General features: G+C 73.1%; 11 protein-coding genes. 8 read left to right on the forward strand and 3 right to left on the reverse strand.

Going from position 1 to position 12,522, the window contains the following annotated elements; translation table 11 throughout:
- The first annotated feature begins 68 nt into the window (after window positions 1-68).
- The 8 genes from ACGFQC_RS10520 (at window position 69) to ACGFQC_RS10555 (ending at window position 8,311) form a co-directional block, all read left to right on the forward strand.
- Window positions 69-593 carry an extensin gene (locus ACGFQC_RS10520; RefSeq protein WP_363087580.1) on the forward strand — a complete coding sequence of 175 codons (525 nt, stop codon included), beginning with the start codon at window positions 69-71 and terminating at the stop codon, window positions 591-593.
- Between the two features lie 59 nt (window positions 594-652).
- Entirely contained in the window at window positions 653-1,078 is a 426-nt protein-coding gene (locus tag ACGFQC_RS10525; protein ID WP_363087581.1) for a phage tail protein, read from the forward strand.
- A 121-nt stretch (window positions 1,079-1,199) separates the two neighbouring features.
- Window positions 1,200-1,925 carry a LysM peptidoglycan-binding domain-containing protein gene (locus ACGFQC_RS10530; RefSeq protein WP_363087582.1) on the forward strand — a complete coding sequence of 242 codons (726 nt, stop codon included), beginning with the start codon at window positions 1,200-1,202 and terminating at the stop codon, window positions 1,923-1,925.
- On the forward strand, window positions 1,925-3,829 hold the full coding sequence (locus ACGFQC_RS10535) for a VgrG-related protein (protein WP_363087583.1): 1,905 nt from the start codon (window positions 1,925-1,927) through the stop codon (window positions 3,827-3,829). Before ACGFQC_RS10530 ends, ACGFQC_RS10535 begins: the two co-directional genes overlap by 1 nt.
- Window positions 3,830-3,878: 49 nt before the next feature.
- On the forward strand, window positions 3,879-4,322 hold the full coding sequence (locus ACGFQC_RS10540; protein WP_363087584.1) for a GPW/gp25 family protein: 444 nt from the start codon (window positions 3,879-3,881) through the stop codon (window positions 4,320-4,322).
- The gene (locus tag ACGFQC_RS10545; protein WP_363087585.1) at window positions 4,322-6,280 is read left to right on the forward strand and encodes a putative baseplate assembly protein; all 1,959 of its coding nucleotides are present in this window, start codon (window positions 4,322-4,324) and stop codon (window positions 6,278-6,280) included. Before ACGFQC_RS10540 ends, ACGFQC_RS10545 begins: the two co-directional genes overlap by 1 nt.
- Window positions 6,281-6,404: 124 nt before the next feature.
- On the forward strand, window positions 6,405-6,962 hold the full coding sequence (locus ACGFQC_RS10550) for a phage tail protein (RefSeq protein WP_363087586.1): 558 nt from the start codon (window positions 6,405-6,407) through the stop codon (window positions 6,960-6,962).
- Window positions 6,959-8,311, forward strand: coding sequence for an NADase-type glycan-binding domain-containing protein (locus ACGFQC_RS10555; protein ID WP_363087587.1), 1,353 nt, complete (start codon window positions 6,959-6,961; stop codon window positions 8,309-8,311). The genes ACGFQC_RS10550 and ACGFQC_RS10555 overlap by 4 nt, the downstream gene beginning before the upstream one ends.
- A 306-nt stretch (window positions 8,312-8,617) precedes the next feature.
- Here ACGFQC_RS10555 and ACGFQC_RS10560 read toward each other — a convergent pair whose 3' ends face one another.
- The 3 genes from ACGFQC_RS10560 to ACGFQC_RS10570 form a co-directional block, all read right to left on the reverse strand.
- A complete protein-coding gene (locus ACGFQC_RS10560; protein ID WP_363087714.1) occupies window positions 8,618-9,928 on the reverse strand; it encodes an LCP family protein in 1,311 nt (436 codons plus the stop codon).
- A gap of 291 nt (window positions 9,929-10,219) precedes the next feature.
- Window positions 10,220-10,702: a hypothetical protein gene (locus tag ACGFQC_RS10565; protein ID WP_363087588.1), complete on the reverse strand. Its 483-nt coding sequence runs from the start codon at window positions 10,700-10,702 to the stop codon at window positions 10,220-10,222.
- Between the two features lie 92 nt (window positions 10,703-10,794).
- Window positions 10,795-12,474: a lysyl oxidase family protein gene (locus tag ACGFQC_RS10570; RefSeq protein WP_363087589.1), complete on the reverse strand. Its 1,680-nt coding sequence runs from the start codon at window positions 12,472-12,474 to the stop codon at window positions 10,795-10,797.
- Window positions 12,475-12,522: the final 48 nt, after the last annotated feature.

Consider the following 12,522-nt stretch of genomic DNA (forward strand, 5'->3'; position numbering starts at 1 on the left):
AGCGCACGACACCGCACGCGACACCGCACGCGAGCGGATCCACGACCGTCCCCGCCCGGACAAGGCCCATGAAGACCACACCCCCCGCCGGCCCGGCTCCCGTCGCGGTACCGCTGCGCCGTACCGCACCCGGTGCCGGCCCCCGGCCCGTCGTCCAGCCCCGCCGGACGTCGCCCCCGGCGGAGCGCCCCGCCCCGGCCGCGGCACCGGCAGCCGACCGGACGCCGCCGCCCCCTCTCCCGCCCGTCACGGTGACCCCCGCGACGCCGCCCGCCCCGTCGGTCCAGCGCACCCCGTCGGTCCAGCGCACCCCGCCCGCCCACACGCCGTCCCCCGCCGCGCACACCGGCGCCCCGCCCCCGTACTCCGACGGCCCACCGCCGTACACGGACGATCCGCCCCCCTACGACCAGGGCGACCCGCCGCCCGGCTACTCGGAGGTCCCGGAGGGCGGCTTCGACCCCCGCGCGCTCACCGACTTCCAGCTGGACGAGCTCACCCACCGCCTGACGGGCCGCATCACCCGTCTCCTGCGCACCGAACTCCGCATGGACCGCGAACGCGTCGGCCGTCTCCGCGACCCCCGTCACTGACCGCCTCCGCCCCCGACCCCTCTTCCCGTTCTTCCTGCTGAACCAGAAAGGCCCTCTCGATGTCCCGCGATCTCGACCCGGGCTCCACCATCTTCTTCACCCTGACCATCGACGGGGAGAGCCTCGGTTACTTCAACGGGTGCGAGGGCCTGTCCTCCAAGGTGGAGATCGAGCACCGGCAGGAGGGCGGCAACAACGGGTTCGTCTGGCAGCTCCCGTCCCGCGTCACCTTCTCCACGATCCGGCTGACCCGGCCCCTCACCCCGGACACCACCAAGGTCGCCAAGTGGATCTCGTCGGTCACCACCGGCGTGACCCGGCCGACGGCCCAGATCGCGGCGCTGCGCGCGGACGGCTCCGAGGTGGCTCGGTGGGGCCTGATCGACGTACTGCCGGTCAGCTGGCAGGGCCCGTCGCTGGACCCGGCGAACCCGGGCGTCGCGACGGAGGTCCTGGAGATCACCCACCACGGCTTCACCGACTGAGCCGACCGAACCGGCAGAGCCGACAGAGCCGACCCGACCGGCAGGAACCACAGAGCCGGCAGAAACCACCAGAACCACAGAGACGACAGAGCCGACCGAGGCGGCAGAGAGGAGCAACACCATGGCCAGGGGAAGCAAGGGCGGCGCGGGCAAGAGCCTCGTGCGGGCCACGCTCGCCATCCACGAGCCGCCCGTCGGCTCCAGCACCACACCGGGCGGGCTCATCAGGTCGTTCGGGTTCGACTTCAACCCGTCGCAGCTCCAGCTGGGCCGCCGCGCCCAGTGGAAGGTGACGCCGACGGCAGCCGTCCGCGACGGCTCCGTACCGGAGTTCATGGGCCCGGAGCCGCGCGAGATGACGGTCGAGGTCTTCCTGGACTCGTCCGACAAGCCGGGCAGCAACACGGTCCTGAAGAAGGTCGAGTCGCTCCTGGAGTGCTGCGAGGTGACCACCAAGAGCATCGCCGCCAAGCAGCCGTCGCCGCCGTGGGTGGTGTTCCAGTGGGGTTCGTTCTCGACGGCCCGCTTCACGGCGTACGTCAGCAGCGTCGAGGTGAGCTACTCGCTGTTCGGGACGACGGGCGTGCCCGTCCGGGCGACCTGTCAGGTGCGGCTGCACGAGATCCCCAGCAAGACCAAGGGCCAGAACCCGACCTCGGGTGCGCTGACCGCGCAGCGCGTGCACCGGGTCGTCGCGGGCGACTCCCTGCAGTCGCTGGCCTGGCGGGAGTACGGCGACACGGCGGCCTGGCGGGCCATCGCCGAGGCGAACGGCATCGACGACCCGAACCGGCTGGCCACCGGCACCCAACTGGTGCTGCCCGCCGCCGAGGAGGTGCGTTCCTGATGGTGCAGTCGGCGTACTCGAGCGTCATCCAGGTCACCCTCGGCGGCAGCCCGCTGCCCCCCGACTTCGCGCCGCTCCTCGTCGAGGGCTGGGTGGACCAGGGCCTCGGCGTGCCGGCGGCGTTCCGGCTCACCTTCCGCGACCCGTACCACCAGGTGCTGGGCAAACTGGGCGTGAAGTTCGGCACGCCGGTCGTCCTGGCACCCGTCGCCGACGGCCAGGGCGCCGCGAACCCGCTGTTCACCGGGGAGGTGTGCGGACTGGAGGCCGACTACGACGGCACCGGCTCCTTCACCGTCGTGCGCGGCTACGACCACGGCCACCGGCTGATGCGGCAGCGCCGCGTCGCCGCCTACCGCAACCAGAGCGCCTCGGACATCGCCCGCAAGCTGGCCGCGCAGGACGGCGTGCCGATCGGGCGGATCGAGTCCACCAAGACGGTCTACGAGTTCATCAGCCAGGCCAACACCACCGACTGGGACTTCCTCGCCCGGCTCGCCGACGAGAACGAGATGGTCATGTCGGTCGACGCGAAGGGCACGTTCCAGTTCGTGCGCCCGGACCCCGCCTCCGGGGCTCCGCCCACCTCCACCCCCGGCGAGAAGAGCCCGTTCGTCCTGGAGGCCGGCACGGACATCCTGCGGCTGCGGGCCGCGGTGACCTCCGCCGAGCAGGTCGCCACGGTCGAGGCGCGCGGCTGGGACGTCACGACGAAGAAGAAGCTCACCGCGACCGCCCCGGCCACGAGCAACCCCGGCATCAGCATCGGCACGACGCCCGGCGAGGCGGCCGCCAAGTTCAAGGCGGCGAAACTGGTCGACGCGCAGGCGCCGTACGACCGGCAGTCCGAGGTGAAGTTCGCCGCCGAGGCCCTCGCCGACGAGGTGACCGGCTCGTTCGCCGAACTGGAGGTCGTCGCGCGCGGTACGCCGAAGCTGCGCCCCGGCCTGCCCGTCACGCTCGCCGACGTCGGCGCCCCCTTCGAGGGCAAGTACACGGCCACGTCCGTGCGGCACGTCTTCGGCGACGGCCGGCACTACGAGGCGTGGGTCACCGTCAGCGGCCGGCAGTGGCGGTCCCTGTACGGGCTCGCGTCCGGCGGCGGCTCCCCGCAGGGCAACGGCCTGCGTCTGCCCGGCACCGCGAACGCCCTGGTCACGGACGTCCGGGACCCGCTGAACCAGGGGCGCGTCAAGCTCCAGTTCCCCTGGCTCGACGACGCCTACGTCAGCGACTGGACGCGCGTGGTGCAGTGGGGCGGCAAGCGCGGCGGCTCGATCTTCCCCCTCGACGTCGGCGACGAGGTGCTGGTCGCCTTCGACCGGGGCGCCCTCGACCACCCGTACGTCATCGGCGGCCTCTACAACGGCAAGGACAAGCCGACGCCCGTCAAGGACGTCCCCCTGCACGACGGGGCCCGCCAGCGCGCCTCCCGGCACACCCTGTCCGACCGCGAGGGCAACCGCGTGGACCTGCTCAGCCAGCGCGTCGGCGGCAAGCAGGGCGTGCGGGTGGCCAGCGGCGACGACAAGCTCGTCATCAACCTCGACCGGACGCAGACCGAGATCACCGTGGACAGCAAGGGCGCCGTCAGCATCACGGGCAGCCGCTCGGTGTCCGTCAAGGCGGGCACCGACCTCACCCTCACCGCGGGCCGCAACATCGCCATCAGGAGCGGCGGCTCCCTCACCCTCCGGGGCAGCCTGGTCAACATCAGGTCCATGACGGGCATGGTGTCGATGGACGCGGCGGGCCTGCTGAACCTCAAGGCGGGCGCCGCCGCCACCTTGAGCGCGGGGGCCGCCGTCCAGATCAACTCCACCGCCAACGTGGGCATCCGGGCCGCGACCCTCGTGCTCCAGGGCATGGTCATGGTCAATGCCAAGCCGTACCCGCTGCCGTGACGCGCGGACCGTACGCCGTGAGAACCAGGAAAAGGCAGGTGGCCCTCTGATGGCCGAGCAATTCGTCGGATCGGGCTGGGCGTTCCCGCTCCGCATCGGCCCCACCGGGGGCATCGCCCTGGTCAGCGGTGAACGCGAGATCGAGGAGGCGATCCGGCTGGTCCTGGCGACCGCGCCGGGCGAGCGCCCGATGCGGCCGGAGTTCGGCTGCGCCATCCACGACCTCGTGTTCGCCCCGGTCAACGAGGCCACCGCGGGCCGCATCCAGCACGAGGTGTACGCCAGCCTCGACCGCTGGGAGCCGCGCATCGAGGTCACCGACGTCGAGGTCACCGCGGGCGCCGAGCAGGGCGTGCTGTTCATCGACGTCCGCTACGCGATCCGCGGCACCAACAACCCGCGCAGCCTCGTCTTCCCCTTCTACGTCATTCCGTCCCACGACGAGCCGGACGCCCCGGCCTCCTCGGGTACGGCTCCCGAAAGCGACCGCTGATGGCACTGCCCTCCCCCAACCTGGACGACCGCCGCTTCCAGCAGTTCGTCGACGACGCCAAGCGCTACATCCAGCAGCGTGCCCCGGAGTGGACCGACCACAACGTCTCCGACCCCGGCGTCACCCTCGTCGAGACGGTCGCGCACATGGCCGACCAGATCGTCTACCGCCTCAACCGGGTCCCGGAGAAGAACCACCTCGCCTTCCTGGACCTGGTCGGCATCCACCTGTTCCCGCCGTCCGCGGCCCGCGCCGACGTCACCTTCTGGCTGTCGGCTCCGCAGGAGGAGACCGTGCTGCTGCCGGTGGGCACCGAGGTGGCGACCGTGCGCACGGAGAGCGAGGAGGCGGTGGTCTTCGCGACGGAACGCGAACTGTCCCTCATCCCCTGCGAGTTGCGTCACCTCGTGGTCCAGCACCAGGGCGAGCCGGTGACCGACCGGACCACCGACCTCGTCGAGGGCAAGGACCTGCTGTGCTTCTCGGAGGCCCCGCAGCCCGGCGACTGCGTGCTGCTCGGCCTGAGCGCGGCCGTCCCGCACTGCGCGGTCGCCCTCGAACTCGACAGCCGCGTGGACGGCGTCGGCGTCGACCCGCGCCAGCCCCCGCTGGTGTGGGAGGCGTGGACGGAGGACGGCTGGCAGTCCTGCGAGGTCGACCGCGACGGCACCGGCGGCCTCAACCGGCCCGGCGAGGTCGTCCTGCACGTCCCCGCCGGCCACGTCCTGTCCCGCTCGGGCGGCCAGGAGGCCGGCTGGCTGCGCTGCCGCGTCACCGAGCCGCTGCCCGGCCAGCCCTTCTACACCACCTCGCCCACCGTGCGCTCCGCCGAGGCCTTCACGGTCGGCGGCACCGCCCCCACGGTCCACGCCGAGACGGTGTACGACGAGGCGCTCGGCGAGTCGAGCGGCCTGCCCGGCCAGCGGCTGCGCCTGGCCCGCGCCCCGGTCGTCGGCGACGACCCGCCGCTGCTGCTCCAGACCGCCGAGCACGAGGGCTGGACCGACTGGCGGGTCGTCCCGCACTTCGCCGCGTCCGGCCCCGGCGACCGCCACGTCACGCTCGACGCGACGACCGGCGAGATCGCCTTCGGCCCGTCCGTGCGCGAACCCGACGGCACGCTCCGCCAGTACGGGGCCGTCGCCCCCAAGGGCTCGGTCATCCGGGCCCGCCGCTACCGCACCGGCGGCGGCCGGGCGGGCAACGTGGCCCGCGGCACCGTACGGGTGCTGCGCACCTCCGTGCCGTACGTCTCCGAGGTCGTCAACCGGGAGGCCGCGCGCGGCGGTGTCGACGGCGAGACGGTCGACGAGGCGAAGGTGCGCGCCCCCATCACCCTGCGCGCCCAGGAGCGTGCCGTGACCCTGCGCGACTACGAGGAACTCGCCCGCCGCGCCGCCCCCGAGACCGCCCGCATCACCTGCCTCGAAGGCGAACCCGACGAGCACGGCGCCTACGCCGTGCGGGTGCTGGTCGTCCCGCAGGCCGTCCCCGACCCGGGCGGACGGCTCCGCTTCGAGCAACTCGTCCCCGGCGACGCCCTGCTGGACCGCATCACCCGGCACCTCGACGAACGGCGCCTGATCGGAACCCGGTTGGCCGTCGGGCCGCCGTACTACCAGGGCGTCACCGTCGTCGCCACGGTGCACGCCTTCCGCGGCGTCGACACCGACCGGGTGCGCCGCCGGGCCCACGACGCCCTCTACCGGCACCTCGACCCGCTGACCGGCGGCACCGACGGCCGCGGCTGGCCCTTCGGGCGGCCCGTCCAGTCCGGCGAGGTCTTCGCCGTCCTGCAACGCGTCCCCGGCGTCGAACTCGTCGACCAGGTCACCCTGCACCCCGCCGACCCGCTCACCGGCAAACGCGGCGAGGCCACCGACCGCATCGACCTGTCCGCGCCCGCCCTGGTCTTCTCCTACGACCACCGCGTCCGGGTGATCGGAGACGGCTCATGAGCCCGGCCCCCGCACGTCCGGCCACCGCACGTCCGGCCCTCGCACGTCCGGCCCTCGCACGTCCGGCCACCGCACGTCCGGCCACCGCACACCCGGCCCCCGCACGTCCGGAAGGGGTGGCCGGATGAGGGGCTCGGTCGACGGGCTCGGCTCGTCCGCGCCGATCGGCGTCATGCTGCCCGCCGTGTTCGCCGACGACGACCTCGCCCAGCGGTTCGTCGCCGGACTCGACGAGGTGATCGCCCCGATCCTCAACGTCCTCGACTGCCTGCCCGCCTACTTCGACCCGGCCCTGGCCCCCGTCGACTTCACCCGCTGGCTGGCCGGCTGGGTCGGCGCCGAGACCGACGGCACGGAACCCGAGGAACGGCTCCGCGCGGCGGTCGCGGCGGCCGCCTACCTGCACCGGGTGCGCGGCACCCGGCGCGGCCTCGAGGAGACGGTCCGGCTGGTCTTCGGCGTGCGGCCGGAGATCTCCGAGAGCGGCGGCGCCTCCTGGAGCGCCCGCCCGCTCGGCCCGGTCCCCGGCCAAGCCCGCCCCCACCTGCACGTCACGCTCCGCCTGCCCGATCCGGGCCCGGCGGACGAACACCGCCTCGACGCCCTCGTGGCGGCCGCCCGCCCCGCCCACATGCCGTACACGGTCAAGGTGACCGTCGCCGAAAGGACCCCGGAGAGATGACCACCCTGAACTGCGCCGAATGCGGCACCCGGGCGGAGCCGGGCCAGTCCTTCTGCGACGCCTGCGGTGCCGTCCTGAGCTGGACGGACCGCTCCCCCGCCCGCGCGACGGCACCCGCCGGCACGGCGCGGAGCGGGCCGCGGGCCACCGGTTCCCCCGCCACGGCCGGCTCCACGACCGGCTCCACGGCTTCGGAGAGGGCCGGTGCCGGTGCGGCAGCCGCCGCTCCGGCTCCCGGCTCCGCGGCCCCGGCGGCCGGCTCCTCCCCGGCGGCCGGTTCCGACAGCGAGGACACGGCGGAGAACGCCCTCCCGCCCGTGCCCGCGTCCGCGTCCGACGACACGGCGGCCACCGAGCCCGTACCGACCGCCACCGCCGCCACGGTGCCGACCCCCGCGGCCACGCCCACCGGCGCCCCCGCCCGTTCCGACGCCGACGCCGACGCCGACGCGCTGAACGCCCGGGCCCGTTCCCTCCTGGTCCCCGTCACCGACCCCGAGGCCCGTCCCACGCCGCCCCCGTCGGTCGTGCCGGTGCTGCCGGGACGGCCGGTGGCGGACCGGCCCCAGGTGCGGGCGCCGGGTCCGCAGCAGGGCGACGAGAACGGGGTGGCGTGCCCCTGGTGCTCGACCCCGAACCGTCCCGACCGGCACTACTGCACGCGCTGCGCGATGCCGATGACCAGGGAGGACCACTCGGTCCAACACCGCCCGTGGTGGCGCCGGGTGCTGGACTTCCGCAACCGCGAGACCCCGTGGGCGGGCGACCGGCCCCGGCTGCGGCGCACCTTCGACCGCATCCTGACCTGGGTGGTGGCCGCCGCCGTCCTCAGCCTGCTGATCTGGGTCGGGGTGAGCCTGCCGGGCTGGATCCAGGCCACCCGCGACCACTTCGCCAAGCGGGCCCAGGTCGTCCCCGACCAGATCGTGGCGTCCCGCTCCTACCCGGGGCACAAGCCCGACCTGCTCCTCGACAAGGTGAACAACACCTGGTGGGGGCCGGGTGTCTCGCAGTCGGGCGAGGGCGAGTGGGTCGAGGCCCGGTTCGCCGAGCCGACCCGGCTGCTCGACCTGATCATCACGCCGGGCACCTCGGCCCGCCCCGACCAGCTGTCCCAGTCCGCCCTGCCCCACCGCGTCAAGGCGACGATCACGACGAAGGACGGGAAGACGACGACCCGGGACCTCGTCCTCGACCAGGGCGCGGGCGGCCAGCGACGGTCGTTCCGCGTCGGTGAGGTGACGAAGGTCCGCTTCACCCTGGAGTCGGCGTACGGCGCCTCGGCGGCCAAGCAGGTCGCCATCGCGGAGATCGAGTTCTTCGGCCGGTCCAGCGCGAACACGTCCTGACGGCGACGGGGGCGGCCACCGCACCGGGCGGCCGCCCCCGCACCCACCGCACGACGTCGGAAAGCCGGCGGAACAGGACCGGGGAAGGTCGGCGGAACAGAAAGAGTCCCACCCCGTTCGACACGGGATGGGACTCTTTCACCGGAGCGCCGGGCAGGCCTTGCACCTGCATCTCCCCACAGGAAGTGGGGCGTCTTTCCTTGGACCACCAACGCAGAACCGATTCGCCGCTGTTGTGGCGACCAGCTCATGATCAATGTTACACGGCTCCCCGCGCCTCGCCAACCCGGGCCGCGCAGGGCTCCGTCAGGTCATCTCACCGAGGTCCAGGTCCGGCCCGACGACCAGCGTGACGACCCCCGCCTGCGCGTCCGCCGCCGCGGCCGACCGCGCCTTCGGCAGCCGCGAGGACAGCACCGCGGCCTGCTTCTCCAGCCCGGCCGGGAAGCTGACGGACGTACGGTCCACCGACTCGGGGGCGTTGCCCGTGCCGCTCACGGTGAAGCCCATCGCGCGGAGCTTCTCGGCGACGGCCGCGGCGCGCCCGGACCGTCCGGTGCCGTTGAGGACCCGGACGCTGACCTGGGAGGCGTACACGAGGTCCTTCGCCGCGGCCTGCAACCGGGCCTTGGTCATCTCCTTGTCCCTGGCCAGGGAGGTGAACAGGTCGGCCGCCTGCGGGTACTGCCAGACGACGTTGGCCCTGTCCGTCGGGACGTCCGCCTCACGGGGGTAGTTGGGCACGGTGAGAAAGGCCAGCCGGTCGCTGGGGATGCCCTTGAGTTCGTCGGCCAGCCCGTAGATCTGCTTGATGCCGGCCAGGTCCGGGTCCGTGGTCAGCGACTTGGTGGCGGACTGGAGGAAGCCGTAGAGGGCGTCGGGGCTGGTCAGCTTCGACTGGGCCTTCTCCGCGAGGGCGTTCATGAACTCCTGCTGGCGGCCGATGCGGCCGATGTCGGAGCCGTCGCCGACGCCGTAGCGGACCCGGACGTAGCCGAGGGCCTTCTCGCCGTCGACCGTCTGGCAGCCGGCGTCCATCTCCAGCCTGGCCTTGTCGGACTTGATGGGCTCCTTCGGGCAGACCTCGATGCCGTCGAGCGCGTCGACCATGCCCTTGAAGCCGGAGAAGTCGACCGACATGAAGTGGTCGATGCGCAGGCCGGTGTGGGCCTCGACGGTCTTGATGCTGCACGCGGCGGCCTCGGCGACCTCGCCGCTGCTGCCGCCGATCGCGAACGCCTCGTTGATCTTGGCCTTGTGCGGGGTGGAGGTCTTGCCGTTCCCCATCTCGCAGGAGGGTATGTCCACCCAGGAGTCGCGCGGGAAGGACACCACCGCGGCCCATTCCCGGTTCGCCGGGATGTGCAGCACCATGAGCGTGTCCGACTGCATGGTGCTCAGGTCCTTGCCGTACTTGGCGTTCGCGCCGTCCCGGCTGTCGGAGCCGACGACCATGATGTTCTTGGAGCCTGGACTGAGGTTCTCGGGACGGTCGCCGCCCAGTTTGTCGTCCACGGCGGCGGAGTCGATGTTGTTGTTGAGGTCGTTGTAGGCCCACGCGCCGACGCCACCGACACCGAGGACGACGACGGCGGTCACCCCGGCGCCCCAGGCCACGAGCCGCCCGCGCCGGGTCAGCCGCGTCCCGCCGGGTCCGCCCCGGTCACCGCCCCGCCTCGTCCTGCTGCCGTGGCCGGCCGCCTCCGCCCGGATGTGTCCACGCCTTCTCGTCCCGCTCACCGGCACTCGCCTCCGCCTCGGCCGTTCTTCACCCCGTACACCGTGCTCGGATCGTCCGGTGCTGGATCTTCGTGGACGACGAAACCCTACATGCGGGTATACATACGTCCCCGATACCCCTGACGTCTCACCAGACTCCCGCGACGGCACGATGGTTGCCTCCTCCCGTCAGGCCGGGCAGGCGTGCCCGTCCCCCGGCAGGCCCAGCGAGTGCAGCCGCGGGCGGCCGTCCCCGGGCACGACGGACCCGGGCACGACGAAGACGAACAGGGCGGAGGTCGCGGGCACCCGCAGACCGCGCTGGTCGCCGAAGGTGTGCGCGAGGTCGGCCTCCCAGGGACAGCCGGCCCGGTCCAGCGCGGCGATCACCTCCGCCTCGGTGGGCTCGCCGGGGAACGTGTCGGCGCAGGTGGGCAGTTCGACGGTCCCGCCCCCCGCCCGCACGGTCACGAGCAGCACCCGCCCGCACCGGCAGACGAGGACCTCCAGGTCGCCGTAGCCGTACAGCCGGGGCCACCGCCTGTTCCGGAGCACCTCGCGGGGCTCGCCGAGCAGTGCCGTGACGTCCGCCCAGGACGCCCCGACGCGGACCGGCCCCAGCCGGGCGGTGAGCGCCGTACGGGCGAGGAGGTCGGGAAGGGTCAGCGGCACGCGGGGAGCGTGGCAGCGGCCCGGGGGCCCTGTCCAGCGGGTTCCGCCGGATCCGCCCGGTCCCTGGGCCCGCCCCGCGTGCCGCGTGCCGCCTACGGGGTGTTGATCAGCTCGTACGGCGGGACCGAGACCGTGCGGGCGCCCGGGGTACCGCCGAGGACGACCTCGCGCAGGGAGACGTTGTTCTTCAGGTTCGTCTCCTGGAGGCGGTTGGCCGGGTTGGCGAGGACCTCGATGTGGTACGTGCCGTTCGGCAGGTCGGTGATGTCGAAGGACTGGCCGGGACGGTACTGGGTGTACGTGTCACCGGAGCCGACGTCGAGCACCTCCCGCACGGAGATGGAGTTCTGCTGGCCGCACGCGGTCGACAGATCGGTGTTGTAGGGGTGCCAGTTGGCGTTCTTCACCGTGTAGTCGACGGCGTCGGTGTTGGCGAGGCAGAACGCCTCCTTGCCGCTGCGGACCTCCTTGGACTTGTCCTCGCTGAGCAGCCGGTAGCTGGCGAAGTCGGTGAAGTGCCAGTGCTCGTGGCCGATGCGCGGGTCCCACTCCATGGTGCCGGTGGGGGTGTAGCCGACCTGCTTGCCGCTCGCGTCGTAGAAGTACTGGTAGGCGTCCATGAGGTCCTCGCCGGGGCTGCGGAAACCGTCGACGACGAGCGGGGCGGGGCCGGCGTTCCACACGTTCGCGCTGAAGGCGAGGTAGTCCTTGCCCGGTACGTCACCGTCCTCGCCGTCGGTGACGGCGATGTCCCAGGCCGGCAGGGACCGCAGGTCGGGCTTGGGCACGTTCGCCGGGACGCCCGCGCGGCCGGTGGGCGCCTTGGCCGCGGCCTTCAGCCCGGGTGCGACACGGGAGCCGTCGGTGTGCCCGGGGCCGTCGCCGAGGTGGTGGGCGAGGCCACGGTCCGCCAGGGCGTGGGAGAGGGCGGGCGGGGTGGGGGCGTCGGCGCCGCGGGGCCCGTAGTGGTGCCCGCCGGAGGCGTGCGCCGCGTGCTCCCCGTGCTCTCCGTGTGCGGAGGAGGACCGCAGCCCCGCGCCGCCCCGCTCCCCCTCGGACTGCTGCCGGACCGTCACCTTGACGGTCGGCCGCTCGTCGGCCATGCCGAACAGGTCGCGGTACTTCTTCGCCACCCCGACGCTGGCGGTGTACTCGCCCGCCGGGAGGTCGACGGGCTGGTCGTAGTCGACGGTGCTGGAGTTGGCCGCCCAGCCCTTCTCGACGCCCCACACCGAGCCCAGGGTGAAGGGGTTGGTGGGGCAGCTCTCCGGGTAGTGCGAGGTGGCCGGGGCGTCCGGGCGGATGCGGCCGGAGGCGTTGTTGGGGCAGAAGTCGCCCTTGGTGGAGACCACCTCCTTCCCCTCGGCGTCCGTGACGGACACCTCCAGGAAGCCGGGCAGCCCGCTGAAGTCCTGCACGAGCCCGGCGGGCAGCGTCTTCTTCTTCACCTTCGTCCCGTCGCGCAGGACCTGCTGGGCGACGACGGGGGTCTTGTACGACTTGCGCGTCACCTGGAACTCCAGCGGCGCGTTCTCGACCTGGACGTAGGTGCCCAGGTCCAGGAAGACCCCGGCGGGCTCCCCGTCCCAGTCCCACCGGTCGAGCGTCACGGACTTCGACGCGGCGATCAGCTTGAGCTGCGGCACCCCGGGCTCGGCCTGCGGTGCCGCGCCGGCGCCGGGAGCGGCCCCGGCGACGGCGACGACGGCGAGCGCGGCCCCCGCGGCGAACGCCGCACGCTTGAGGTTCTTACGGTCTGGCTGACTGGTCATCGGTTCCTCGTCTGCGAGTGCCGTGGTCAGCGGCATCGGACTGGACAG

Origin of the sequence: Streptomyces sp. NPDC048734 (assembly GCF_043198675.1) — a bacterium.
Classification (GTDB): Bacteria; Actinomycetota; Actinomycetes; order Streptomycetales; family Streptomycetaceae; genus Streptomyces.